The organism is Mesorhizobium sp. P160927 (assembly GCF_057766385.1).
Window position 1 is genome coordinate 5578103 of sequence record NZ_JBYMDW010000001.1, and the last position, 24930, is coordinate 5603032.

Here is a 24930-nt window from a genome sequence, read left to right on the forward strand (position 1 = left end):
ATAGTCACTGTTGTTCCGCTTGTCAGCCTAAGTCTGTGATTTAAGTTCAACCATAGGCGCCCCGCGAGGCCGAATCGCGGCAGCCTATGGTATGGTGCGGGCCAGCATTTCCAAACCATGGCATTTCCAACCGAAGGGATCGATGCGGCATGAGCGTGATGGTCAAGGAAAGCCCGATCAGCGAAACGGACATGGTCGCCGAGGCCGAGAAGGCGCTTGCCGACATCTCCAGGATCCGCGACGGGGTTGGCCGGGTGATCTTTGGCCAGGAGAACGTCGTCGAGCGTACGCTGGTGGCGCTGCTGGCCGGCGGCCATGCGCTTCTGGTCGGTGTGCCGGGCCTCGCCAAGACCAAGCTGGTGGAGACGCTGGGCGTCGTGCTCGGGCTCGATTCGCGCCGCATCCAGTTCACGCCCGACCTGATGCCGTCCGACATCCTCGGCTCCGAGGTCATGGAGCAGGACGAGACCGGCAAGCGCTCGTTCCGCTTCATTTCCGGGCCGATCTTCGCCCAGCTGCTGATGGCGGACGAGATCAACCGCGCCTCGCCCCGCACGCAGTCGGCGCTGCTGCAGGCGATGCAGGAATATCATGTCACCATTGCCGGCGCGCGCTACGACCTGCCTTCCCCCTTCCATGTGCTTGCGACGCAGAACCCGCTGGAGCAGGAAGGCACCTACCCGCTGCCCGAAGCCCAGCTCGACCGCTTCCTGATGCAGGTCGACATCCTCTACCCCGAAATCGAGGCGGAGCGCCGTATCCTGCTGGAAACCACCGGCGTCGAGGACGCGAAAGCCCAGAACGTGCTGCAGCCAGCGCGGCTGAAGGAGATCCAGACGCTGATCCGCCGCATGCCGGTACCCGAAAGCGTCGTCGAGGCGATCCTTACCCTGGTGCGCTCGGCGCGTCCGGGCCAGGGCAATGCCGACACAGACAAGCATGTCGCCTGGGGCCCGGGCCCGCGCGCCAGCCAGGCCCTGATGCTGTGCACCAGGGCCCGCGCGCTCTACGACGGACGACTGGCCCCCTCGGTCGACGATGTCAGGGCGCTGGCCGAACCGGTGCTGCAGCATCGCATGGCGCTGACCTTCGCCGCCCGCGCGGAGGGCACCAGCGTGCGCGACGTGGTGGCAAAGCTTGTGAAAGGCATTTGATGGCGCCTATCGGCGAAGTCCAGGCCCCGGCAGCGACGCGCGATGCGCTCGCCCGAGGCCGGTTGCGGGCTTCGCTGGTTCCCGACCTGCTGGTCGAGGCACGCCGTATCGTCAACACCGTGATCGCCGGCTGGCATGGCCGCCGCAAGCGCGGCATCGGCGAGAATTTCTGGCAGTTCCGGCCCTATGTCGAAGGCGACGCCTCGCGCATCGACTGGCGCCGCTCGGCCCGCGACGACCACACCTATGTGCGCGACCGCGAATGGGAAGCCGCCCACACCGTCTGGCTGTGGGCCGACCCCTCGCCGTCCATGCTCTACAAATCGACGGGAGCCGGCGTTTCCAAGCAATCGCGCGCGCTGGTGCTGGCCTTGGCCATGGCCGAGCTTTTGTCACGCAGCGGCGAACGCATCGCCTGGCCTGATCTGACCGATCCATTCACCGCCCGCAACGGCGCCGAGCGCATCGCCGCCCAGCTCATGCATGCCGGCGAACTGCCGGCAAAACCCGATCTCTCCGACATCAGGCGCTTCTGCGACATCGTCATCGTCAGCGATTTCCTCGACCCTGTCGAGGAAACCATGGCCTGGCTCGACGTGCTCGCCCGCCATGGCGTGCGCGCCCATCTGATCGAAGTCGCCGACCCTGCCGAGGAAACCTTCCCCTATGCCGGCCGCACCGAGTTCACCGATCCCGAGACCGGCGACAAGCTGACCGCCGGCCGCGCCGAGATGTTGGCCGATGAATACCGCCTGCTCTATACCGCTCGCCGCCAGGAGCTGGCCGGCTGGTGCAAGCGGCTTGGCTGGAGCTTTACCGTCAACCACACCGACCGACTCGCGTCCGACGCGTTGGTGCGCCTGCACATGGCGATGACCGCCGATGGCGGGCATACCGGGATGATTGCCGGCGATCAGCCCAGGCTGATCGCCAAGGGCGATCAGCCTGGAAAGGCGGTCGCATGAGCTGGCTGCCGCTCTCCTTCGGCGCCCCCATGGTGCTGTGGGGCCTGCTGGCGCTGCCGGTGATCTGGTGGCTGCTGAGGCTCACCCCGCCAAAGCCGCGGACCGAGGTGTTCCCGCCGCTCAAGATCCTGGCCCGTGTGCTCAGGCGTGAGGAAACCCCGCGGCGCAGCCCCTGGTGGCTGACGCTGCTCAGGCTGCTGATGGCCGCCCTCGTCGTCGCGGCATTGGCCGAACCGGTGTTCAACCCGCGCGAAAAGCTGCCGGCCGAGGGTGCCGCCCTTGCCCTGGTCATCGACAATGATTGGGCAAGCGCCGCCGACTGGAACAAGCGCGTCGCCACCGCCGAGCGGCTGATCAACGACGCCGGCTCGAACGGCGTGCCTGTTGTCGTCGCCTTCACCGCCGAAAAGCCCAATGCCGAGATCGGCCCCTTCGATGCCGCCGCCGCGCTCGACCGGCTGCGCGCCGCCAAGCCGCGGCCGATCCCCACCGACCGGCCCGCCGTCTATGCCCGCGTCGCCGGCATGCTGGAAACCATGCCCGGCGCCAGCGTCGCCGTGCTGGCCGATGGCCTAGCGGCAAAGGGCGACGAGGCCGCCTTCAACACGCTGTTGTCGAAAAATGCCGCCCGCATCGTCTGGGCGGTGGCCGACCGGCTGTCGCTGACTGGCCTGACATTAGCCGAAAACCAGGTTGATGGCTTTGGTTTGACCGCTATCCGCGCGCCCGGCGATCCCGCCCCGGCGCAGGTCACCGCCGGCGCATTCGACGACAAGGGCCGCCGCATCGCCGATGCGACCCTGACCTTCGCGCCGGGCGAAGCCACGGCCACCGGCACCATGGCGGTGCCGTTCGAATTGCGCAACGACTTCGCCTCGATCGCGCTCGATGGCGAACGGCATGCGGGTGCCGTGCGCGTGCTCGACGAAAGCTCCAAACGCCGCCGCGTCGGGCTGTTGTCGCAAGCCGAAGCCGACCAGGCGCAGCCACTTCTGTCGCCGCTCTACTACATCAAGCGCGCGCTGCAGCCCTTCGCCGATCTGGTCGAGCCCTCCAGCGCCGATCTCGCCGACGCCATCCCGCAGATCCTCGACCAGAAGCCGGCGATGATCGTCATGGCCGATATCGGCACCATTCCCGCACAGGTCCGGCAAAGACTGGTCGACTGGGTCGACAATGGCGGCACGCTCGTGCGTTTCGCCGGCTCGCGGCTGGCCGCCGCCGGCAATGACGACGATTTGCTGCCGGTCCGCCTGCGCACCGGCGAGCGTTCGCTCGGCGGCGCGCTGTCATGGACCTCGCCGCAGCCAGTCACCGAATTTCCCAAGGCCGGCCCCTTCGCCGACCTGGCGCCGCCGACCGAGGTCACGGTGACCAGGCAGGTGCTGGCCGAACCGACACCCGACATCGTTGAGCGCACCTGGGCGGCCCTTGCCGACGGCACGCCACTGGTGACCGGGCTGAAGAAGGGCAAGGGCACGCTGGTGCTGTTCCATGTCACGCCCGAGGCGACGTGGTCGAACCTGCCGATCTCGGGCAGCTTCGTGGAGATGCTGCGCCGCATCGTGCAATTGTCGCGCAACCAGGGCGCGGCGATCGCCAATGCCGAAGCCGCCGCGACGTCGCTGGCACCCTATCGGATGATCGCGGCCGACGGCTCGCTGGTGCCGCCGACACCGGATGCAAGGCCGCTGGTGCCGGGCGCGGGACCACTGCCGGTCACCTTCGAGAACCCGCCTGGCCTCTATGGCTCGGAGACCGGCGTCTTCGCCCACAATCTGCTCGACGCCTCAAGCACCTTCGCCCCGCTGGCGCGCCCGCAAGTGACGGTGCCTGTTACCACCGTCCAGTACGCCTTCGATGAATCGCGCAACCTGAAGGGCGCGCTGGTCGCGGCGGCTCTGTTGCTGATGCTGCTCGACACGCTGGCGGTGTTGTGGATGGGCGGCCTGTTTTCGCGCCGGCCGCGCCGTGCCGGTGCGGCCGCGACCACGGCCGCCGTGCTGATCGCGCTTGGCGCATTGTTCGGCCATGCCGATATCGCGCGCGCCGATGATGCCAAGCCGGGCGATCAGGTTGCTATCGAGGCGATTTCAAAAACCCGCATCGCCTATGTGCTGACCGGCGTCCCGGGTGTCGATTCGATCAGCCGCGCCGGGCTCGAGGGTCTGACCCGCTTCCTTATCGAGAAGACGGCACTCGAACCGGGCGCACCGGCCGGCGTCGACATTTCGAAGGACGAACTGTCCTTCTATCCCCTGATCTATTGGCCGGTCGATCCGGCGGCACCGATGCCGAGCCCGGCCGCGATCGCCCGCATCGACGCCTATATGCAGCAGGGCGGCACCGTGCTGTTCGACACCCGCGACCAGTTCGCCAACGGCATCGGCGCCGATTCCACCAGCCCGGCGACCGAGCGGCTGCGCGACATCCTCGGCAACCTCAACGTGCCGCCACTGGAGCCGGTGCCGTCGGACCATGTGCTGACCAAATCCTTCTTCATCCTGCCCGAGTTTCCCGGCCGCTTCGCCGGCAGCCCGCTCTGGGTCGAGGCATCGCTCGATGCCAGCAATGCCGACAACCGGCCGGTGCGCACCGGCGACGGCGTATCGCCGATCATGATCACCGCCAATGATTTCGCCGGTGCCTGGGCGGTCGACGAGAATGGCGACCCGCTGCTGCCGACCATACCGAACGATCCGATGCAGCGGGTGTACGCGCTGCGCGCCGGCGTAAACATCATGATGTACATGCTGACCGGCAACTACAAATCCGACCAGGTGCATGTTCCCATCCTGCTCGAACGGCTGGGGCAGTAGGATGACCTTGTTGCTCCCCACGGCGGTCAACTCTCTCCACAACGGAGGGGATGGAGCATGAACTGGTCGATTTCCTTCGAACCGCTTCTATCCTGGCCGCTGCTGGCCCTGGTGCTGGTACCCTTGGCGCTGCTGGCGCTCGTCGGCCTGTGGTTTCGCCAGCGCGGCGCGGTCCTGCGCCTGGTTGCCCTGCTGGCGCTCGCCGCCGCCCTCTTCAACCCCGTATTCCTCAACGAGGAGCGCGAGCCGCTGAGAAGCGTCGTCGCGCTGGTCGTCGACCGCAGCCAGAGCCAGGACATTGGCGACCGCACCAGGCAGACCGACGAGGCCGTGTCCGGTCTGCAGCAGCGTCTTGGCCGCTTCAAGCAGTTCGACGTCCGTGTCGTCGAGGCCGGCAAATCCGACGCCGCCGAGGAGCGCACGGAAACGCGGCTATTCGGCGCGCTGGAAGGCGCCTTCCGCGACGTGCCGCCCTCGCGCATTGGCGGCGCTATCATGATCACCGACGGCGAGGTGCATGACACGCCGTCGGGCACGCCCGAGTTGAACGCCCCGCTGCATGCCCTGATCACCGGCAACGACCATGAGAAGGACCGCCGCATACGTTTCGAGAACGCGCCGCGTTTCGGCCTTGTCGGCAAGCCGCTCGACATGAGCTATCGCGTCATCTCGACCGAAAACGAGACCGGACCGGTCGATGTGCGCGTCTCGGTCAATGGCGAGCAGGTTTCGGTCGAGCATGCCACGGTCGGCCAGGCCATGCCGCTGCAGGTGACCATCCCGGGTGCTGGGCGCAATATCGTCGAACTGGCCATCGACCGCGAACCGGGCGAACTGACCGACACCAACAACCGCGCCATCGCGCTGGTCGACGGCATCCGCGAGAACCTGCGCGTTCTGCTCGTTTCGGGCGAACCGCACGCGGGCGAGCGCACCTGGCGCAATCTGTTGAAATCCGACGCCTCGGTCGATCTCGTCCATTTCACCATCCTGCGGCCGCCGGAGAAGCAGGACGGCACGCCGATCAACGAATTGTCGCTGATTGCCTTCCCGACCCGCGAGCTGTTCGTCGAAAAGATCAAGGATTTCGACCTGATTATCTTCGACCGCTACCAGCACCGCGACGTGCTGCCGATCCTCTATTACGACTACATCTCCGAATATGTCGAAAAGGGCGGCGCGCTGCTGATCGCCGCCGGTCCCGAATATGCCGGCGAGGCTTCGATCGCACGCACGCCGCTAATGTCGGCGCTGCCGGCCATGCCGACCGGCGAGGTTGTCGACAAGGCCTTTTATCCCCGCCTCACCGAACTCGGTCAGCGTCACCCGGTGACGCGTGGCCTCGACGGTTCGGCCACCGAGCCGCCGCACTGGAGCCGCTGGTTCCGCACCATCGGCGTGCAGAATCCGCAGGGCGAAGTGGTGATGAAGGGCGCCGATAACCGGCCGCTGCTTTTGCTCGACCGCAAGGGCGAAGGCCGCGTCGGCATGCTTCTGTCCGACCAGGGCTGGCTGTGGGCGCGCGGCTTCGAGGGCGGAGGCCCGCATGTCCAGCTCTACCGGCGCATCGCCCACTGGCTGATGAAGGAGCCCGAGCTCGAGGAAGAGCGGCTGACCGCCGAAGGACGCGGCATGGTGCTGGAGATCCGCCGCCAAACCATGGCCGACGATCCGGGCCCGGCGCAGATCATCACCCCCTCCGGCAAGACGCTCACCGTCAAGCTCGACAAGTCCGAGCCCGGCGTCTTCCTCGGCAGCGTCCAGACCAGCGAGATCGGCCTCTTCCAGGTTGCCAATGGCGATCTCACCGCGCTTGCCCATGTCGGACCGGTCAACGCTCCGGAATTCGCCGACGTCGTCTCCACGCAGGAGCGGCTGAAGGCGCCGGCGGAAGCCACCGGCGGCAGCGTGCGCCGGCTGGCGTCCGCCACGGCCAGCGACGTGACGCTGCCTTCCATCGTGCCGGTGCGCTCGGCCGGCGAGGCGTCGGGCAGCGACTGGATCGGCCTGCGCACCACCGACGACAGTGTGCTCAAGGCCGTGTCGCGCGTGCCGCTGTTCGGCGGCTTCCTCGGCCTCGGCCTGTTGCTCCTGGCGATGGGTTCGATGTGGTACCGCGAGGGACGGTAGAGCGGTGCGCTCTTTCTTTCTCCCCGTATACGGTGAGAAAGACGCTGTCGCGAATGGTTTCGCCAATTGTCGAAACCAAGACTATGACGAGCCCCTCCTCACTCCTCCGGTTCCGTCGTGAACAGCAGTGGGTAGCCCTTGGCCTTGCCGGCGTCGGTGGCCCGCGTCGCCTTGGTCTCGGCGACATCCCTGGTGAAGACCGCGACCACGCAGACGCCACGCTGGTGCGCGGTGATCATGACCCGGTGCGCCTGGTCCTCTGAGAGCTTGAACTCGCCTTTCAGCACCGTCACCACGAATTCGCGCGGCGTGAAATCGTCATTGACGAGAATGACCTTGTAGAGCTTCGGCCGCTCTGTCCGCAGCTTGACCTTGGTGCGCGGTTTTGTGGTGATTTCAGGCATTCGAACCGACTGTTTTCGCGATCAGCTGAAGTCCGCATTTTGCCGCGGGCGGCAGTGATCGTCCATTTACTGACCGTCGGCGGGCGGGCCCGGTCCTCCCAGGATCATGTGGGGAATTGTCGGTCGCGGTTCAACGGCCCTGACGGCCGAAGACGCGGCGCGTTTCGTCCCCATCGGCCCGGCGTTCCAGCCATGCCGCGATCGGCCATCCGGCAACGCAGATCAGCGTCACGCCGGCGAGCACGATCAAAAGCCAGGCCTGCACCGGCGTGATGTAATCCCAGTTGCTGGAAATCGCCGGTGCGAACAGCGAAGGCTCGGTGCGCCCGCTTGCAGGGTCCGGCACGGGGCTGGCGGTGAGCAGAATCAGCACCCTGGCGACGCCGGTGGCAACCAGGCCGCCGATCACCATGGAGCGAAAAATGGACGAAAGCCGCTTCTTCATGCGGATTGGTCCTACAGGGCCGGCATTGCAAACGGGTTAAGCACGATCGAGATGCGCGGCTGGAAGCCGCCGGCGTCAGCTCATCGACCGACAGTGCCCTTGGCAGAAGGCCGCCCCAGCCGGTTTGCGGCTGGGGCGGCCTTGCTAGAACTAACCTCGAAGCTGATCAGGGCTTCTTGGCAGCAGCCTTCGCGGGGGCCGCCTTCGCGGGAGCCGCCATCGCGGGGGCCTTCTTGACCGGGCACTTGTGCTTCTTGGTCACCTTGCAGACGGTCTTCTTGGCGACCTTCTTCGGAGCAGCCATGGCCGGAGCGGTGGTCGTCGCGGCAGCAGCCGGAGCGGTGGTCGTGGTGGCAGCGGCCGGGGCAGCGGTCGTGGTCGCGGCAGCGTTGCCGAGAACGGGCATCGAGAAGGCGAGAGCGACGGCGAGACCAAGGGCGGACAGGAGGGATTTCTTCATGGCTTCGTTTTCCTTTTTTGTACGGGTCGTTTTGAGTGTCACTGGACCGGGTCGTTCGGTGTCACTCCAAGCAGCTTCAAAGCATTGGCGAGCATCCGGATGCCCTGCGCCTGTTTCTTGGCGGCGCAGTACCGGTTACCCTTTCTCTGAAGTGCCTTTGCCGCGGTGACCTGCGTTGCCGTGGCATGGGTTTCGAGGGCTTCATCAAATTGGTGGCTGAGATTGGCGCACCGTTCGCTCCGGGTCAGCGGCGCCTTTGCATCGGATTGGCCGACAGCGGCAGTGAGCAGGCCAAGGCCCAGCAAAACTCCCAACGAACTGATCGACAATCTTGGCATCGGTTTATCCGTTAACCCGGAGACTAGCGTCGCAGCCGATGACCTGACCGCCACGGCACCGTTATGCCGGCCTACCTTTTCAGGAGTTTTTCCGGATTGTAGAATTTTGTTTCTGGATTGTGTCTGGCCAGGCCACGCCAATCTGGCCGTTGCTTCATGTGGAGAAGGCGGTATTCATTTTTCCTTGAAAAGCAAGGCACTGGCCAACATACGGCCCGAATTCTATCGTGTGGCTCACCAGCAAAGAATGGCGTGGCCGGCAAACCAGACAGGGCAGCTGTGAAATCCGAGACACACATACTCATCGTCGACGACGACAAGGGCATCCGCGACCTGCTTCAGGAGTTCTTCCAGAAGCGGGGCCTGCACACCTCGGTTGCCGCCGACGGCACCGAGATGGAAACCATCCTGCGCCGCACGCAGGTGGATCTGATCGTGCTCGACGTGATGCTGCCCGGCAGGAGCGGGCTGGAACTGTGCCGCGACATCCGCGCCCAGTATTCGACGCCGATCATCATGCTGACCGCCGTCACCGAGACGACTGACCGCGTCGTCGGGCTCGAGATGGGCGCCGACGACTATGTGCCCAAACCCTTCGACCCGCGCGAATTGCTGGCCCGCATCCGCGCCGTGCTGCGGCGCAATGGCGCCGCCGAGCCCAAGCGCGCCACCACCAAGCAGATTTACCACTTCGCCGGCTGGACGATGGACTGCTCGCGGCGGCGGTTGACCGCGCCTGACGACGTCAGGGTCGAACTGACCATGGCCGAGTTCAACCTCCTGCAGACCTTCGTCAAGAGCGCCCAGCGCGTGCTGACCCGCGATCAGCTCATTGAACTCTCCGGCGGCGACAGTGACTATTCCTTCGATCGCAGCATCGACATCCTTGTCTCCAGGCTGCGGCGCAAGATGGAAGATGATCCCAAGACGCCCAAACTGATCCTCACCGTGCGCAGCGGCGGCTATCAGTTCCTGCCCGAGACGACCTCCGAATGAGACGTTTCCTGCCGCAGACCTTGCCTGTCTGGGTGCTGCTGATCGTCATTGCCGGCCTGCTGATCAGTCAGGTCGCGACGCTGTATATCGTATCGCGCGACCGCGCCGCCGCCAATGACGTGGTCGACCTTTACCGCCTCAACGACCGCGCCTTCTCGCTCGTGCAGCTGATGCACGACGCCACGCCGGACGAGCGCAAGGCGACGGCGACCGGGCTTTTCAACTCCACCTACGCGCTCACCGTCTCGGACACGCCCGCCGTCACCTCCTCGATCGCCGGCGACGACGAACTGGCCGAACTCGAAGACATCCTCGTCGGCCGACTGTCCAAGTTCGGCATCACCGACGCGCGCGTGCGGCGCGATCCGGCGACGCGCGAAGCCGACGATGCCGGCGGCGCGGCGCCGGGACCCGAGATCGGCCAGGTCGAGCGGGATCTTCTGGTGCTGGCCGCCGATTTCGCCCAGAGCGACAAGCTGACGGCTTCGCTGCGCTTCGCCGACGGCCAATGGCTGAATTTCACCGAACCGATCACGCCCGTCGGCCCGATCCTGAGCGTCGATAGCCTGCCGCTCTATTCGCTGATCGCGGGGCTGGTGGTGATCATGTCGATCTGGTCGCTGCGCCGGCTGACCGCGCCCTACCGGATGATGGAAACCGCCGTCAACCGGATCGGCAACGACCTCAAGAGCCCGCCGATCGCCGAGAGCGGCAGCCGCGAGGTGCGCGCCGCCGCCAAGGCGATCAACGCCATGCAGGGGAGGCTGCGCGAATATGTCGAGGATCGTGAGCACCTGGCGGCGGCCCTCGCGCACGACCTGCGCACGCCGATGACCAGGATGCGGCTGCGCCTGGAGCTGTTGCGCAGATCACCGGCGCGCCAGGCCCTCGCCCACGATCTCGCCGACATCGAAAGCATCGCGAGTTCGGTGATAGACTTCGCCAAATTCGAGGTCACGGAAGAGAAGGCCGAACGGATCGATTTCTGGTCGCTCGTTGAATCGGTCGCCGACAGCTACGAGACGGTGTCCTTCGACAATGACGACATCCGCCCGCGCGGCCTGATCTGCATGGCGCGGCCTGTGGCGCTCAAGCGCTGTGTCACCAATCTGGTGCAGAATGCCGTCACCTACGGCAAGCAGGCGCATCTCAGCCTCAGCCGCTTGGACGGCACGATCACGCTCGCCATCCGTGACGAGGGACCGGGCATTCCCCAGGCCCAGATCGACGCCGTCTTTGGCTCCTTCGTCCGCCTCGAACAGTCCCGCAACCGCCAGACCGGCGGCCTCGGGCTTGGGCTGACCATTGCCCGCAACATCGCGCGCGCGGCGGGCGGTGAAGTGCGCCTGTCCAACCATCCGGACGGCGGCCTGCTGACGGAGTTGCGCCTGCCGATGGCGGCTTAGGACGTAGCCGCCTAAGCGCGCCGAAGCGGATCAGGCGACGCGCTTTAGTCTTTGTCTTTGTGCATGTCTTCCCAAACCGAGGTTACGGTTGGGCGACATGCATCAGCGCCGCAGCACCGCGCTCAGCACATCGCGAATGCCGATCGCGCCGACGAAGCGCGACTGGTCGTCGAACAGCGCCACGGGTGCGGTCTGCGACCGGTGCATGGCCAGCATCACGGTCTTGAGCGAGGTGCCGGGATTGGCCCAGAACACCTGCGCCAACTCCTCCGGCTGGCTCTCGACATCGGCGCAGGACACCCACACGGCCGGCTTGCCATCGCGCTCGGCCGCCGCCACCAGCCCGTGCTCGTCGATCTTGAAGCGCGTCGTCTTGCGCCGGTCGAGCCACACCCAGCCGTCCTTGCCCTGTTCGAGATCGCGGCGGTCGCGCATCACGTTCCAGGCGGTCAGCACCGAGAGCGGGTTCACATTGGCGATAAAGTCGCGGACATAGTCGTTGGCTGGGCGCAGCACGATGTCTTCCGGCGCGCCGGTCTGGACAATACGGCCGCCCTCCATGATGGTGATGTGGCTGCCGATCTTCAGCGCCTCCTCGAGGTCGTGGCTGACGAAGATGATGGTCTTCTTCAATTCCGCCTGCAGCTGCAAGAGTTCGTCCTGCAGCTTGGTGCGGATCAGCGGGTCGAGGGCCGAGAACGGCTCGTCCATCAACAGGATAGGCGCCTCGGTGGCGAAGGCACGTGCCAGGCCGACGCGCTGCTGCATGCCGCCCGACAGCTCATGGGCGTATTTGTTCGACCATTGGTCGAGATTGACCAGCTTGAGCTGGCGATGCACCCGCTCCTTGCGCTCTGCATCCGGCACCCCGGCGAGTTCGAGGCCGAGGCCGACATTCTCCTCCACCGTGCGCCATGGCAGCAGGCCGAACTGCTGGAACACCATCGCCACCTGCTTCTGCCGCAGCCGCCGCAAGGTCGGCTCGTCGCAGGTGACGACATCGACCGTGCGGTCACCGTCCTTGACCAGCACCTGGCCGCGCGACACCACGTTGAGCCGGTTGACCGCGCGAAGCAGCGTCGACTTGCCCGAACCGGACAGGCCCATCAGCACCGAGATCTCGCCTTCATGCACGGTGAGGCTGGCGCCGGCGCAGCCGAGCACATTGCCAGTCTTCTCGAGTATTTCGGCCCGGGTGGCGCCGTTGTCGATCATCGCCAGCGAGCCGGCCTGGTCGGCGCCGAAGACGATATCGACATTCCTGAAATCGACGGCGACGGTCATTTCTTGCCTCCAACGCCAATGCGGGTCATCCGGTCGAGCACGATGGCGAGCACGACGATGGCGAGACCGGCCTCAAGGCCCAGATCGATGCGGCGCGAACCGAGCGCCCGGTTGATTTCCGTGCCGAGCCCGCCGGCGCCGATCAGGGCCGCGAACACCACCATCGACAGCGACAGCATGATCGACTGCGTCAAACCCGCCATGATGGTGGGCAGCGCCGAGGGCAGCTCGACCTTCCACAACAGCTGGCTCTTGGTGGCGCCGAAGGCCTCGCCGGCCTCGATGATCGACTTCGGTACCGAGACGACGCCGAGATGGGTGAGCCGGACCGCGGTCGGGATGACGAAGATGATGGTGACGATCAGGCCGGGCGCGTTGCCAAGACCGAACAGCGTCAGCACCGGGATCAGGTAGACGAAGGTCGGCAGCGTCTGCATCAGATCGAGCACCGGCAGCATGATGCGATAGACCTTCGGCTTGTGCGCGGCCCAGATGCCGAGCGGTACGCCGATCGCCATCGCCGCCGCCGCCGCCGCGACAACCAGCACCAGCGTCTGCACCGTCTGTTTCCAAAGGTTCTGGTTGATGATGAAGATCAGCCCGAGGAAAACGCCGATGGCTAGCGGCCGCGAACGCTGCAGCAGCCAGGCGATGACGGCAATCACCAAAGCGAGCACCACCGGCGGCACCATCAGCAGAATGTTGACCAGCCCGTCGAGCAGGAAATTGAGGCCATTCGAGAAAGCCCTGAAGACCGTGTCGAAATTGTCGGTAAGGAAGCCGAAGAACGCCTTTCCCCAGGCGCCGATCGGGATCTTGTGATCGACCATGAACTTGGAAATCGGATCCATCTCACCCCTCGTTTGCCAGAGCTCTGCCTTCGGCCCCGTACTGTCGCGACGTCATCTTGTCACAGGATACGAAAAAGGGCAGCCTTTTCCACAAAGGCTGCCCTCTGTTTCGGTCACGCCGAAATCAAAAGTCGGCTCAGCTTCCGAGGGCGGTCTTGACCGCCGCCGCCGCGTCGCCGCCGTCGAAGGTGGTCACGCCGGCGATCCAGGGCTTGACCGCATCCGGGTTTTTCTTCAACCAGTCGGTTGCAACCTTGTTGGCATCGCTGCCCTTCAGGATGGCGTCCATCATCTGGCCTTCCATATCCAGATTGAACTTCAGGTTGGCGATGAACTTGCCGACATTCGGGCACTCGGTCATGTAGCCCTTGCGCACATTGGTCGAGACGGTGGCCGCGCCGAAGCCGCTGTCGCCCATGCCGTCGAGATAGGTGATCTTCATGGCGCCCATCACCGGATGCGGCGTCCAGCCGAGGAAGGCGATCCACTCATTGCTCTTCATCGACTGCTCGGCCTGCGTCAGCATGCCGGCCTCCGAGGATTCGACCAGTTCGAACCCGTCGAGGTTGTCCTTCGGGTTCTTGATCATGTCGAGGATGATGCGATTGCCGTCATTGCCGGCCTCGATGCCGTAGATCTTGCCATTGAACTTGTCCTTGAACTTGCCGAGGTCGGTCAGCGACTTGACGCCGGCATCCGCGACATAGGTCGGCACGACGATGCCGTAACCGGCGCCGGCCAGGTTCTGGCTGACGGTCTCGACCGAACCGTCGGCCGTATAGTCCTTGATGTCATTGGTCATCGACGGCATCCAGTTGCCGAGGAAGACGTCGAGGTCCTTGTTCTTCAGCGACGCATAGGTCACCGGAACCGAGAGCTGGATCACCTGCGGCTCGTAGCCGAGCGCGGTGAGCAGCACCGAGGCCAGCCCGGTGGTGGCCTGGATGTCGGTCCAGCCGACATCGGAGAGGCGAACCGCCTTGCAGCTTGCCGGATCGCCCGCGAAGGCGGCGCTCGTGGACAGGTAAGCGGCCAAGCCTAGGCCGGCGACGAAGGAATTCATACGCGACATCTGTATTCTCCCATTTCAATTCTTTGGCGACGCGAAGTTACGTTTTTTGTGCCCGCCTTGTTTCGTCAGCCAAACACCATTCTGGAGTGGTTTCAAGCGCTAAGACAATCACGATCAACGGCGCTGGCTGGCCCATCAGCGACACCGCTGACGCTTTCCGTGCCGAGCCCAAGCCCAATCTGGCTCGGCAACGGCGGCTTTTTCAGGGGAATGCGGCGCCGGCCCCTCCCCGAGGCGTGGCAAGTCGGCTTAAAAGGGCGGCATGGCCAAGCTTTACTTCCACTACGCGACGATGAATGCCGGCAAGACGACCATGCTGTTGCAGGCGTCGTACAATTACCGCGAGCGCGGCATGACGACGATGCTGTTCGTCGCCGGCCACTACCGCAAAGGTGACACCGGCCTGATCTCGTCGCGCATCGGTCTGGAAACGGAAGCCGAGATGTTCCGCGACGGCGACGACCTGTTCGCCCGCGTCGCCGAGCATCACCAGCACACGGCGGTACATTGCGTCTTTGTCGACGAGGCGCAGTTCCTGGAGGAGGAGCAGGTCTGGCAGCTTGCCCGCATCGCCGACCGGCTCAACATCCCGGTCATGTGCTATGGCCTGCGCACCGATTTTCAGGGCAAGCTGTTTCCCGGCTCGCGCGCGCTGCTGGCGATCGCCGACGATCTGCGCGAAGTGCGCACCATCTGCCGTTGCGGCCGCAAGGCGACGATGGTCGTGCGCCTCGGTCCCGACGGCAAGGTGGCCCGGCAGGGCGAACAGGTGGCGATCGGCAAGGACGTCTACGTCTCGCTCTGCCGTCGGCATTGGGAAGAGGAAATGGGCCGCGCGGCCCCCGACGACTTCATCGGCTTTATCAGCCGCTGAAGTGGCTCGCTGGGGCGTCGGCGTCTGGTAGCCGGCTGCCACCCCTTGCAGTCGCGCCGTTCTATGGTGCCTTTGTTAAGGTCAGCGCCCTATTTTCCCGTCCTCAGTCAGAGCTTCCCGGGGTTAGCCATGCTTCGAGCCGTCTTGTCCGCCAGCCTTCTTCTGCTTGCCACCTCCGTTACCGCCCAGGCCGGGGGCGACCCTGTGCTGGGCAAACATGTTTTTAACCGATGCATGGCCTGCCATGAGGCGGCGACCGACCGCGACAAGGTCGGCCCGCATTTGATGGGCGTCGTCGGCCGCAAGGCGGGAACCGCCGAAAGCTTCCTCGGCCATTATTCGGACGCCATGAAAAGCGCGGGGGCTGCCGGTCTCGTCTGGGACGAGGCAAATCTTGCCGAATACCTCAGATCGCCAAAGCTGAAGGTGCCCGGCAACAGGATGGCCTTTGGCGGCCTCAACAATGACGACGACATCGCCAACGTCATCGCCTATCTGAAGGCCGACCCCAAACCCTGAGCAGACGCCGTTCGTCGTCGGACGGGCGGACTTGCGCCGCCGTGTGGGGCTGCAAATGGCCAGTTGTTGTCGGGGTTAGGAGCCATTCGCTTCCGCGTGGACTGATTGCTTTGCCGGCATCAAAGTTCAAAATCAGCTGAACAAGGTTCGGCCTGCCAGTTGATCACGCCATGACCACGGCTCCATTGGCTTTCAAGGGTTCGGCCGGATATTTGTTTTCGCGTCGTGCACTGTCTTCACGTCTTTCAATCCCCGGATACCCCACATATATTCGCCGCTGTTCGCAACCAGCGAGCGGAAGCCGAAGCGGGAGGCCCCTATGGCGACATTGCAGAATTTCGATGCCGAAATTGCCAAGACCAAGCAGGTCGTCCAGGACATGCGCACCAAGATCGAGCAATCCGGAACCGTGCTCGACACGCTCGCAACCGCCGACAAGAAGATCGGCGACGCCAATTTCGACATCGAGAACGCCCGCATCGAGGATGTACTGAAACAGCAGAAGGTGATGGAAGGCAACATCGCCGACCTCATCATCGGGCTGGAGGACGCCACCAACGTCTTCGGCGCCGAGTTCGAGAGCATGAAGAACTATACCGGCTGGGAAAACTTCGTCGGCGTTTTTTCGGCGCAGCGCAAGCAGCGCATGCGCACCGACCGCGTCCGCAACATGTCGCTCGCCGGCAACCTGCAGGAGCTGCTGGCCAAGTCCGATACCATCGTCGGCATATTGAAGGCGCAGAAGGAAATTCTCGACCAGCGCTACAAGACCTCCGAGGCCAGCCTGTCGCAGGTGATCGAGCGCCGCAAGACCACCATGACCAACCTCGAAACCGTGCAGAAGCGCATCGAGGAGCTCAATCCGATGCTGCTCGACATCGAAAACAGGATCGCGGCCTCGACCAGCCAGAAGGACCGCACGCAGCTCGAGGGCGAGCGTTCCAAGCTCGCCACCGAATACAATGAAAAGCAGGCCAAGGAACAGGAACTGCTGGCCGAAAGCCAGACGCTGGAGCGCTATACCTCGATGTTCCAGACCTTCGTGGATTCGCTCAACAACCAGATCGCCGCGCAGTCGACGCTAATCAACAAGCTGACCATCGATACCGAACAGCGCATCGTGCTCTACAAGGCGCTCGAGGACTCGCTGAAGACCGCCGCCCAGCAGGACGTTGCCCACAAGATCAACACGCTGGGCAGCCAGGTCGACAACACGGCCGAGGAAACCATGGCCGGCATCGGCGCCGCCTCGCAGAAGCACATCGGCGATCTCTTGGAGATGCACGAAAAGAACATGGTCGCCAGCGCCGACATCCAGCGCCGCAAGAAGCTGGCCGACGATGCCTTTGCCCGCCGCTTCAACGAGGTGCTGAAGAAGCACAATTCGGCCAACTACGTGCAGTCATAATTGCCGCGCGCACCGGTGCGACAATCCCAGGACTGATAGCATGACCCCCGAAAACGACGCCGCAGCGCGGTATTTCTCGGCAATCACGGCCGCGCTCAGCGGCCTTGAAGTGTTCATGCGCGACGACCGCTCGCCGCTTTACCGGCACGGCATCGTCGCCAAGATCGTTGCCGAGTACATCGCCCGGCTCGACAAGTCCTTTTCCTGCTGGCGCAACCGGCTGGGCTTCATGGACACATTCCGCATTTCGCGCGCCGAGAGCGGCTACCCGGTGTTCCAGAACCTGCTTGAACTGGAAAACGACCGCCTGCAGGCCGACGCGCGGCTCGCCAACATCCCCCAGGCCGGCGAGCTGCGTGAGGAGATGGCCGACTTCATCCTGCGCCACAAGGAGTTCCCCGAGGCGCTGCAGAAATCGATGGCCGAGCGACTCTATCTCGAAGACGTCAAGAGCGAGCAGACCTTCGGCCCGTTCACGCTGGCGCAGACGGCCAAGGTGTCGGTCAATCCGAAGACGGCGCGGCCTTATTATCTCGTCCACTGGGCAACCTTCGACGGCAGCGCCAACCTGCCGCTGGTCTACATGGTGACGGTGGAGGATTCCTCGGAAAGCATGGTCCGCCAGCTTGTCGACCGGAGCGGCAAGCTCAATGACAAGGTCGACATTCCGCTGCCCGTCGACGGCCTGCTCAACCCCGAGCTTGCCCACCGCTTCGACGATTTCACCGAGAAGAATTCGGCCTATACGTTGTCGCCGGCGACCATCGCGGTCAATCTCGACAAGGATTTTGAGCCATTGCACCCCAAGCAGCTGAGGCGGGTGGTACTTGGCCCCTTCTACTCTGCAGGCATCACCGACAACAATTCGACGGTGACGGAAGTGCTGGCCAAGGTGCGCAAGCCCGAAAATGCCTGGCTTTTGACCTGGACCATCCAGGAAGTCTATTCCAAGGGCGAGAAGCCCGGCCGCAAGGGCCTGTTCTCCAGCGAGAAGACGACGCAGGAATTCTTCATCAACACCGACGACCTGGAAGCCGCGCGCCAGGGCGTGTCGAGCTATGAAAACCACGCGCTGATCCCGCACGAAGCCTACCAGGCGCTTTACGCCGCCGGCGAAGCACAGAAGATCTTTGGCGGCTACAAGGTTCACATCCTGTCGAATGGGCAGGTCATCTCAGACGTCTGACCGTCACACCACGGAGCACCCTTCATGGACACCGGCCTGACCACCATCCCGGAAGCGGCTATCGAAAAACACCGCGCCACCGCGCAGAGCTTCATCACCCGCATCGTCGTGCTGGAGGATCCATCACGCGAATCCGGCACGGCATTGGCCGGCACCAACCGCCGCTTCGTCTCCACCGTTTCGGTCGGTTCGGTGCGCCGCACCCGCGAGGTCGAGCTGTCGAAGACGGTCGGCGCCGTTCATCCCGACGACCAGTTGCTGACCATCCCGCAGCACACGCTTTTGTTTCGCGCCAGGCGCGGCACGGCAATTGCGCTGGCGGTATCGGACGTCTTCGCCGAAGGCTCCGATCTCGAAAGCCTTCAGGCCAGGAATGTCCGCGCGCCGCTCGAAGGCGACGAGGCGTCCACCTTCAAGAAACTGCTGTCGGCTTCTGCCTATATTTCGGCCTTCAGCCTGGCCTCGTATCTGTTCCAGCTCATCGACAGCGATGGCGAGGCGCCCAACGACATCCCCGAGCCGGATTTTCTCTTCGACACGCCACAGGATGCGGTGAAGTCGATCCTGGCCGGTCTCGACAAGGCGGTTACCGGCGCATCCGACGACACCGACCTAATGACCAGGTCGCGCGCCTTCGCCCGCGTCGCCATCGACGGGCTTTTGGCGCGCAAAAGCCGCTTCGACGGCATCGGCCCATTCGAGAACGCCCATATCCGCATCGACGCCGACGACTTCACCCTCGACGGCTTCGACGTCGCGCCCGGCAAGCGCTCCAAGCCGCTGGTGATGACCTTCAAGAAGCCGGAAGAGGTGGTCGGCAACCACATCGCCAAATACCAGTCGGTCAAGCTCGCCAAGATGCTGATGGCCTATGATTTCGAGCGTGAACTGAACCCGTTCGTCGAGCTCGGCGGCTTCCTGTTCACCTTCATCGGCGACGGCGCGCCCGGCACCGGCAAGACGACGCTGATCCAGATGATCGCCGGCCTCGTCAACGGCTATTGCCAGGTCGCCGGCTACCCTTTTGCCTATGAAAATTTCGGCGTCGACCAGATTTCGTCCTACCAGGGCAAGTCGGGCCAGAACTGCCGCCAGTTCATCAACAATGTCCTGAACCCGCGCGTCATCGGCTTCGGTACCATCGATGACATCGACCAGGTGGCCGCCCGCCGTTCCGACGATCGCGCCTCGGCCGGCCAGCAGGAGATCACCGGCGTGCTGATGGACGCCTTCGCCGGTGCTGCCACCGTGGTGCGCGGCAATTGCTCGTTCGGCATGTTTTCCAACTATCCCGAGAATGTCGACGATGCCCTGCGCCAGCGCGCCGGCGCCCGCTGGCTGGTCGACGGGCCGCAGACCCGCGACGACTATATCGACATTTTTGTGCTGCTCGCCGGCAAGAATCACGAAATCCCCCTGGGCAAGCACGAGCTCTACGCCGCGCAGGAGATCCAGCGCGCCGTGACCGAGGCCTATGAAGAGCATGAAAAGCCGCGGGAGGACGGACTGGTGAGGGTCTACGAGCGCTATATGAAGGAAAATGGCGCGCCCAAGACCATGGCCGACATTGGCACCTACCTGCACCTGATCAAGGATGCCGAGCCGCGCTTCACCGGCCGCGCCATCAAGAACGTCACCGACGCCATCAAGATGCGTGCCATGGACATCGAGCTTCCCGACGACTGGTTCGAAAAGCCGGAAGCCTTCATGCACAAGGGCTACGACGACAAGAAAGCGATGATCGAGGAATTGCGCGGGCCGTTCTCGATGGACATGGTCATGCAGGAGATCAATCGTTACGCCGATTCCGAGTTCCGCTATTCCGACAAGTCCGACGATGCCGCGGTGGAGAAGCTGCTGCGCGACGCAAGGCTGCGCGAACGCGCGGCGCGTGAGATGGAGGAGATGAAGAAGAAGGGTCTGTGGAATGCGTGAATTTGCTTCGTTGCCCACGGGTGCCGAAAACTGTGGCTCCAACGTCGATGCCCCCCTCTCCCCGTCCTTCACGGGGAGAGGGGGACGTCAACGTTGGCGCTTCGCCTTGTCAGGCAAAGCCTTTCGGATTCTTTGACATGACCGTCCGCAAACCCGACCTTCTCCGTGACAACGAGCTCATCTATGGGCGGCTGCTCACGGTCGACGAGCCGCATCTCATCCAGCGCTACAACAAGGCGCTGGCGGCTTTCGGTCTCAAGCCGACAAAGTTGAAGAGCTTCCAGATCGACCGCACCGGCTTTTCTCCTGAAGTTGCGGAGGAATGTGGCGACCACGATTATCTCGATCCCAACGAGGTCAACCGCCGCTTCATCATCCTGACGCCTTCGCAGATCGACCTGCCGGTGGTGCACACGGCCTTCTCGAACACCTCGCAGTTGATGTTCGAATTCATGTCCACGAACCAGCGCGCCATAGACGCGCTGACCATCAAGGACGTGATCTACGGCGAGATCGAGGATTCCGTTCCCAAGGTGAACGACATCGAGGACCTGCTGTCGATCAGCCAGGTCGAGTTCAAGGTGCTGTCGGCCGAGGACGTGTTGGGCAAGGCTGCTGAACTCGGCAAGCTCGTCGACCGGCTGAAGCAGGAGCCCGACGCCTGGCGCGACAATGCCATGCTGACCCGCATGGTGGAACTTGCCAAGATCTGCGGCGACATCAGAGAGAACGCGCTGGTGCCCGACCAGGTGATCTTCCGCCACAACGCCTACTGGACCAGCCATTTCGGCGGCCTCTACGTGTTCGTCGATCCCGACATGACGACGGTGATCAGCGATCCGGCCGCCCCCGGTTTCCGCCGCTCGCGGCCCTGGCAGGTGAGCTATCTCTCCATCAAGGACGCCGACAAGGTGTTCAAATTCCTCGCCGCCACCGGCCGCATCGAACTGCCGCGCGCCTCCTGGATCGAAACCTCGGGCTATCTTGAGCACCGCGCCGAAATGGTGGTGCGCGCGCTGATCCGCGACGCCGAGCCGAACCGCAATTTGACCGATGTCGACAAGGTCTGGCTGCAGACCTGGATCCAGAGCCATGCCGACCTGATCACCAGGGACGGCAATTTTCCCTTCCTCAACGCCGCCAAGCGCGAGATTGCCCAGCTCGGCCATCTCAAGATCGAGGACGTCTTCCCGCAACAGCGCTTCCTGGTGGTCCGCGCCAAGCCTGACCATCCCGACGCCTGGCTGACCAACCGGCTGATCTCGGATTTCGTGCCGTCGGACTTCGTGTCCCGCTATATCTTCAACAAGGACGGCTTCTACAAGGACTATGACGGCTTCAGCGACGCCTGGCGATCTCATGTTGTGGACGTTCTGAAAACCACATATTTGAAGGAAAAGGCGGCGTTTCGCACACGCCTCTACGGCCTGACCGACTAGAACGATATGAACCGTCATTCCGTTCTAACTTGTTGTTTTGGTGCATGATGTTATCCAAAAAGTCTGCAACTTTTTGGCATCGTGCCGAGGGGGTGATACAGCCATGCTCGACCCGATCGTGAACTTCTTCGTCAGGCTGTTCCAGTGGATCGGCCGCGGCATCGGCCTTCTGATCGGCGTGATCCTGTGGCCCTTCATGTGGGCCGGCCGCTGGTACACGCAACGCGGCTGGATCCTGAAGGCCGTGGTCGGGCTGGCTCTTTTGGTGCTGATCGGCCTTTACGCCAACTTCTTCTACGCCACCCAGTGGTGGAACAAGTTCAATCCGAACTATCCCGACACCTACACGTTCGAGAAGCGCAACGTTTCCGCCGGTGAGCAGGTGTCCGCCGGCGCCGGCACCGACACGGCCAAGACTTGCGGCAACTCCGGCATCGCCCAGGTGGCGGCGGACCTGACTGACTTCAACGTCAACCAGAATGCCTGGATCTCGTCGATGATCCTCTACAAGCTCGGCCTGTTCGGCATCGACTGGGACAACACCCCGTGGATGGACAACAAGGCCTCTTTCCAGCGCGGCATCAACCAGGCGGTGCGACGCACGGCGACCGAGCTTGCCGACAATCTCGGCCGCGTGCGCACCACCTCGCAGATCGATGCCGACCTGCAGGACGCGCGTGGCAATCTGCAGTTCGACGAGTATACTTGGTATTTCGGCGTGAGCCCGTTTGGACCGAAGACACCGACGCCGAGCTACTATCGCGACGCCGTGCGCAAGCTGCGTTCGTTCAATGCCCGGCTCGCCACCTGCCAGGCCACTTTCGATGCCCGCGCCGACAATCTGAAGCAGTATATCGATCGCATTGCCAGTGACATCGGCTCGACCTCCGCCATCCTCAAGGAGCGTGCCGAGAACCACAACAATGGCTGGTTCGATACTCGCGCCGACGACCGCTACTGGTTCGCCTATGGCCAGCTCTATGCCTATTACGGCCTGATGAAGGGTGCCCAGGCCGACTTCGAGGACGTCATCAAGGAAAAGCACCTGCAGAGCCTGTGGGACACGATGGACGCGCAGTTCGTGTCGGCCTTGCGCATCCAGCCCTTCATCATCGCCAATGGCCGCGAGGACGGCTGGCTGCTGCCCACCCATCTGACGACGATGGGCTTCTACGTGCTTCGGGTGCGCTCGAACATGGTCGAAATCAGCAACGTGCTGACGCAGTAGCGCTGCCCACAGCACACTCGCGATGGCGGATTTGCGTCGTCGCGTCTGTCGCATTCCGTGCATTGTGCGGCTGTTTTGAGACGGCGGAAGTGCCCCTGCTCTGGCTTCTATACGGCGCGGCAAGCGGAGCCATAAAGAACCGGGGATAGGTCGGCCCGCCGCAGAGGAATTTTCTCTATAGGAAACATAGTTGCATGAAAGTTGACGCCGCCGCAGCGACAGGGTTAGATGCCCCGCGCGTCCGGCTCCAGCCTTCTTGCGAGTAAGATCAACCCCGTCCCCTCCACCGTCCAATCCAGAGGAACGCCGTCATGGCCGAAGTGAAGTCCGACATCGAGATCGCGCGTGGCGCCAGGAAAAAGCAGATCCAGGAGATCGGCCAGAAGATCGGCATCCCGACCGAACATCTGCTGCCCTACGGCCACGACAAGGCCAAGATTTCGGCCGAGTTCATCAAGTCGGTGAAGGGCAACAAGGACGGCAGGCTGATCCTCGTCACCGCCATCAACCCGACTCCGGCCGGCGAGGGCAAGACCACCACCACCGTCGGCCTCGGTGACGGCCTCAACCGCATCGGCAAGAAGGCGATCGTCTGCATCCGTGAAGCTTCGCTCGGCCCGAATTTCGGCGTCAAGGGCGGTGCCGCCGGCGGCGGTTACGCGCAGGTCGTGCCGATGGAGGACATGAACCTCCACTTCACCGGCGACTTCCACGCCATCACCACGGCGCACAACCTTTTGTCGGCCCTGATCGACAACCACATCTACTGGGGCAATGAACTCGGCATCGACACCCGCCGCGTGGTGTGGCGCCGCGTCATGGACATGAACGACCGGGCGCTGCGCGAGATCATCTGCTCGCTCGGCGGCGTTGCCAACGGCTTTCCGCGCGAAGCCGGCTTCGACATCACCGTCGCCTCGGAAGTGATGGCGATCCTCTGCCTCTCCACCGACCTGAAGGATCTGGAAAAGCGCCTCGGCGACATCATCGTCGCCTATCGCCGCGACAAGTCGGCGGTCTATGCCCGCGACCTCAAGGCCGACGGCGCCATGGCCGTCCTGCTCAAGGACGCCATGCAGCCCAATCTGGTGCAGACGCTGGAGAACAACCCGGCCTTCGTGCATGGCGGCCCGTTCGCCAACATCGCGCATGGCTGCAATTCGGTCGTCGCCACCACGACGGCGCTCAAGCTTGCCGACTACGTCGTCACCGAAGCCGGTTTTGGTGCTGATCTGGGTGCCGAAAAGTTCTTCGACATCAAGTGCCGCAAGGCCGGACTGAAGCCGGCCGCCACCGTCATCGTGGCCACCGTGCGCGCCATGAAGATGAATGGTGGCGTCAAGAAGGAAGACCTTGGCAAGGAGAATGTCGAAGCCGTCAGGAAGGGCTGCCCGAACCTTGGGCGCCACATCGAGAACATCAGGCAGTTCGGCGTCCCGGCGGTCGTTGCCATCAATCACTTCTATTCCGACACCGATGCCGAGATCCAGGCTCTCAAGGACTATGTCGCCTCGATGGGCGAGGAAGCGATCCTGTGCAAGCACTGGGCCAACGGCTCCGCCGGCATCGAGGAGCTTGCCAACAAGGTGGTGGCGCTCGCCGAATCCGGCGCCTCGCAGTTCGCGCCGCTCTATCCCGACTCCATGCCGCTGTTCGAGAAAATCAACACTATCGTTCAGCGCATCTATCGCGGCTCGGAAGCCATCGCCGACAAATCGGTGCGCGACCAGTTGAAGGCCTGGGAGGATGCCGGTTACGGTAACCTTCCGGTCTGCATGGCCAAGACACAGTACTCGTTCTCGACCGACCCGAACCTGCGCGGCGCGCCGACCGGCCACACCGTGCCGGTGCGCGAGGTCAGGCTGTCCGCCGGCGCCGGCTTCGTCGTCATCATCTGCGGCGAGGTCATGACCATGCCTGGCTTGCCGAGCAAGCCGTCGTCGGAAAAGATCTTCCTCAACGAGGCCGGCCAGATCGAAGGCCTGTTCTGATCTTTTATCTCGACAAAACAAGAAGG

At 63.7% G+C, this 24930-nt stretch carries 21 protein-coding genes; 14 read left to right on the top strand and 7 right to left on the bottom strand.

Going from position 1 to position 24930, the window contains the following annotated elements; translation table 11 throughout:
• Nucleotides 1-149: 149 nt before the first annotated feature.
• From AC3CB8_RS27355 to AC3CB8_RS27370, 4 genes are read left to right on the top strand one after another with little or no spacing between them, the layout of a single operon-like run.
• Nucleotides 150-1154 carry an AAA family ATPase gene (locus AC3CB8_RS27355; protein WP_023770308.1) on the top strand — a complete coding sequence of 335 codons (1005 nt, stop codon included), beginning with the start codon at nucleotides 150-152 and terminating at the stop codon, nucleotides 1152-1154.
• Entirely contained in the window at nucleotides 1154-2119 is a 966-nt protein-coding gene (locus AC3CB8_RS27360; protein ID WP_352551856.1) for a DUF58 domain-containing protein, read from the top strand. Before AC3CB8_RS27355 ends, AC3CB8_RS27360 begins: the two co-directional genes overlap by 1 nt.
• Complete coding sequence (locus tag AC3CB8_RS27365; protein WP_023770310.1) at nucleotides 2116-4938, top strand: DUF4159 domain-containing protein; 2823 nt, start codon at nucleotides 2116-2118, stop codon at nucleotides 4936-4938. The genes AC3CB8_RS27360 and AC3CB8_RS27365 overlap by 4 nt, the downstream gene beginning before the upstream one ends.
• Before the next feature lie 57 nt (nucleotides 4939-4995).
• Nucleotides 4996-7068, top strand: coding sequence for a hypothetical protein (locus tag AC3CB8_RS27370; RefSeq protein WP_352727216.1), 2073 nt, complete (start codon nucleotides 4996-4998; stop codon nucleotides 7066-7068).
• A 98-nt stretch (nucleotides 7069-7166) separates the two neighbouring features.
• Here the strand turns inward: AC3CB8_RS27370 and clpS are convergent, their stop codons facing one another.
• From clpS to AC3CB8_RS27390, 4 genes are all read right to left on the bottom strand, one after another.
• Complete coding sequence (clpS, locus tag AC3CB8_RS27375; RefSeq protein ID WP_352567259.1) at nucleotides 7167-7472, bottom strand: ATP-dependent Clp protease adapter ClpS; 306 nt, start codon at nucleotides 7470-7472, stop codon at nucleotides 7167-7169.
• 130 nt (nucleotides 7473-7602) lie between these two features.
• Nucleotides 7603-7917: a hypothetical protein gene (locus AC3CB8_RS27380; protein ID WP_023770313.1), complete on the bottom strand. Its 315-nt coding sequence runs from the start codon at nucleotides 7915-7917 to the stop codon at nucleotides 7603-7605.
• Nucleotides 7918-8083: 166 nt separating this feature from the next.
• Complete coding sequence (locus AC3CB8_RS27385) at nucleotides 8084-8377, bottom strand: hypothetical protein (protein WP_023770314.1); 294 nt, start codon at nucleotides 8375-8377, stop codon at nucleotides 8084-8086.
• Between the two features lie 38 nt (nucleotides 8378-8415).
• Complete coding sequence (locus AC3CB8_RS27390) at nucleotides 8416-8715, bottom strand: hypothetical protein (RefSeq protein WP_023781409.1); 300 nt, start codon at nucleotides 8713-8715, stop codon at nucleotides 8416-8418.
• Between the two features lie 279 nt (nucleotides 8716-8994).
• Here AC3CB8_RS27390 and AC3CB8_RS27395 point away from each other — a divergent pair, with 279 nt between their 5' ends.
• Entirely contained in the window at nucleotides 8995-9711 is a 717-nt protein-coding gene (locus AC3CB8_RS27395; RefSeq protein ID WP_023770316.1) for a response regulator, read from the top strand.
• Nucleotides 9708-11117, top strand: a complete 1410-nt coding sequence (locus tag AC3CB8_RS27400) for an ATP-binding protein (RefSeq protein WP_023781408.1) — start codon at nucleotides 9708-9710, stop codon at nucleotides 11115-11117. The genes AC3CB8_RS27395 and AC3CB8_RS27400 overlap by 4 nt, the downstream gene beginning before the upstream one ends.
• Nucleotides 11118-11219: 102 nt before the next feature.
• Here AC3CB8_RS27400 and choV read toward each other — a convergent pair whose 3' ends face one another.
• From choV to AC3CB8_RS27415, 3 genes are all read right to left on the bottom strand, one after another.
• The gene (choV, locus tag AC3CB8_RS27405) at nucleotides 11220-12401 is read right to left on the bottom strand and encodes a choline ABC transporter ATP-binding protein (RefSeq protein WP_023770318.1); all 1182 of its coding nucleotides are present in this window, start codon (nucleotides 12399-12401) and stop codon (nucleotides 11220-11222) included.
• Nucleotides 12398-13252: a choline ABC transporter permease subunit gene (choW, locus tag AC3CB8_RS27410; protein WP_023770319.1), complete on the bottom strand. Its 855-nt coding sequence runs from the start codon at nucleotides 13250-13252 to the stop codon at nucleotides 12398-12400. Before choW ends, choV begins: the two co-directional genes overlap by 4 nt.
• Before the next feature lie 136 nt (nucleotides 13253-13388).
• Nucleotides 13389-14324 carry a choline ABC transporter substrate-binding protein gene (locus AC3CB8_RS27415; protein WP_023770320.1) on the bottom strand — a complete coding sequence of 312 codons (936 nt, stop codon included), beginning with the start codon at nucleotides 14322-14324 and terminating at the stop codon, nucleotides 13389-13391.
• A 262-nt stretch (nucleotides 14325-14586) separates the two neighbouring features.
• Between AC3CB8_RS27415 and AC3CB8_RS27420 the strand changes: the two genes are divergently transcribed.
• The 8 genes from AC3CB8_RS27420 to AC3CB8_RS27455 all read left to right on the top strand — a co-directional run bounded on the left by AC3CB8_RS27420 (nucleotide 14587) and on the right by AC3CB8_RS27455 (nucleotide 24904).
• Entirely contained in the window at nucleotides 14587-15198 is a 612-nt protein-coding gene (locus AC3CB8_RS27420) for a thymidine kinase (RefSeq protein ID WP_140665126.1), read from the top strand.
• A 129-nt stretch (nucleotides 15199-15327) separates the two neighbouring features.
• Nucleotides 15328-15717 (top strand): c-type cytochrome, encoded by a 390-nt coding sequence (locus tag AC3CB8_RS27425; protein ID WP_023770321.1) that lies wholly within the window; start codon nucleotides 15328-15330, stop codon nucleotides 15715-15717.
• 319 nt (nucleotides 15718-16036) lie between these two features.
• Nucleotides 16037-17125, top strand: coding sequence for a hypothetical protein (locus AC3CB8_RS27430; protein WP_352566659.1), 1089 nt, complete (start codon nucleotides 16037-16039; stop codon nucleotides 17123-17125).
• Nucleotides 17126-17165: 40 nt separating this feature from the next.
• The gene (locus AC3CB8_RS27435) at nucleotides 17166-18311 is read left to right on the top strand and encodes a hypothetical protein (protein ID WP_023794068.1); all 1146 of its coding nucleotides are present in this window, start codon (nucleotides 17166-17168) and stop codon (nucleotides 18309-18311) included.
• A 24-nt stretch (nucleotides 18312-18335) separates the two neighbouring features.
• A complete protein-coding gene (locus tag AC3CB8_RS27440) occupies nucleotides 18336-20246 on the top strand; it encodes an AAA family ATPase (RefSeq protein WP_352566656.1) in 1911 nt (636 codons plus the stop codon).
• 137 nt (nucleotides 20247-20383) lie between these two features.
• Nucleotides 20384-21685, top strand: coding sequence for a DUF6638 family protein (locus AC3CB8_RS27445; RefSeq protein ID WP_352566654.1), 1302 nt, complete (start codon nucleotides 20384-20386; stop codon nucleotides 21683-21685).
• Nucleotides 21686-21788: 103 nt separating this feature from the next.
• Nucleotides 21789-22913 carry a DUF2333 family protein gene (locus AC3CB8_RS27450; protein ID WP_023770324.1) on the top strand — a complete coding sequence of 375 codons (1125 nt, stop codon included), beginning with the start codon at nucleotides 21789-21791 and terminating at the stop codon, nucleotides 22911-22913.
• Nucleotides 22914-23224: 311 nt separating this feature from the next.
• The gene (locus AC3CB8_RS27455; RefSeq protein ID WP_023794064.1) at nucleotides 23225-24904 is read left to right on the top strand and encodes a formate--tetrahydrofolate ligase; all 1680 of its coding nucleotides are present in this window, start codon (nucleotides 23225-23227) and stop codon (nucleotides 24902-24904) included.
• The last annotated feature ends 26 nt before the right edge of the window (nucleotides 24905-24930 follow it).

Excerpts from the sequence above, each read along its gene's own strand:
- AC3CB8_RS27355 (WP_023770308.1), top strand. The coding sequence starts at position 150 with ATGAGCGTGATGGTCAAGGAAAGCCCGATCAGCGAAACGGACATGGTC.
- AC3CB8_RS27360 (WP_352551856.1), top strand. The coding sequence starts at position 1,154 with ATGGCGCCTATCGGCGAAGTCCAGGCCCCGGCAGCGACGCGCGATGCG.
- AC3CB8_RS27365 (WP_023770310.1), top strand. The coding sequence starts at position 2,116 with ATGAGCTGGCTGCCGCTCTCCTTCGGCGCCCCCATGGTGCTGTGGGGC.
- AC3CB8_RS27370 (WP_352727216.1), top strand. The coding sequence starts at position 4,996 with ATGAACTGGTCGATTTCCTTCGAACCGCTTCTATCCTGGCCGCTGCTG.
- clpS (WP_352567259.1), bottom strand. The coding sequence starts at position 7,472 with ATGCCTGAAATCACCACAAAACCGCGCACCAAGGTCAAGCTGCGGACA.
- AC3CB8_RS27380 (WP_023770313.1), bottom strand. The coding sequence starts at position 7,917 with ATGAAGAAGCGGCTTTCGTCCATTTTTCGCTCCATGGTGATCGGCGGC.
- AC3CB8_RS27385 (WP_023770314.1), bottom strand. The coding sequence starts at position 8,377 with ATGAAGAAATCCCTCCTGTCCGCCCTTGGTCTCGCCGTCGCTCTCGCC.
- AC3CB8_RS27390 (WP_023781409.1), bottom strand. The coding sequence starts at position 8,715 with ATGCCAAGATTGTCGATCAGTTCGTTGGGAGTTTTGCTGGGCCTTGGC.
- AC3CB8_RS27400 (WP_023781408.1), top strand. The coding sequence starts at position 9,708 with ATGAGACGTTTCCTGCCGCAGACCTTGCCTGTCTGGGTGCTGCTGATC.
- choV (WP_023770318.1), bottom strand. The coding sequence starts at position 12,401 with ATGACCGTCGCCGTCGATTTCAGGAATGTCGATATCGTCTTCGGCGCC.
- choW (WP_023770319.1), bottom strand. The coding sequence starts at position 13,252 with ATGGATCCGATTTCCAAGTTCATGGTCGATCACAAGATCCCGATCGGC.
- AC3CB8_RS27415 (WP_023770320.1), bottom strand. The coding sequence starts at position 14,324 with ATGTCGCGTATGAATTCCTTCGTCGCCGGCCTAGGCTTGGCCGCTTAC.
- AC3CB8_RS27420 (WP_140665126.1), top strand. The coding sequence starts at position 14,587 with ATGGCCAAGCTTTACTTCCACTACGCGACGATGAATGCCGGCAAGACG.
- AC3CB8_RS27425 (WP_023770321.1), top strand. The coding sequence starts at position 15,328 with ATGCTTCGAGCCGTCTTGTCCGCCAGCCTTCTTCTGCTTGCCACCTCC.
- AC3CB8_RS27430 (WP_352566659.1), top strand. The coding sequence starts at position 16,037 with ATGGCGACATTGCAGAATTTCGATGCCGAAATTGCCAAGACCAAGCAG.
- AC3CB8_RS27435 (WP_023794068.1), top strand. The coding sequence starts at position 17,166 with ATGACCCCCGAAAACGACGCCGCAGCGCGGTATTTCTCGGCAATCACG.
- AC3CB8_RS27440 (WP_352566656.1), top strand. The coding sequence starts at position 18,336 with ATGGACACCGGCCTGACCACCATCCCGGAAGCGGCTATCGAAAAACAC.
- AC3CB8_RS27445 (WP_352566654.1), top strand. The coding sequence starts at position 20,384 with ATGACCGTCCGCAAACCCGACCTTCTCCGTGACAACGAGCTCATCTAT.
- AC3CB8_RS27450 (WP_023770324.1), top strand. The coding sequence starts at position 21,789 with ATGCTCGACCCGATCGTGAACTTCTTCGTCAGGCTGTTCCAGTGGATC.
- AC3CB8_RS27455 (WP_023794064.1), top strand. The coding sequence starts at position 23,225 with ATGGCCGAAGTGAAGTCCGACATCGAGATCGCGCGTGGCGCCAGGAAA.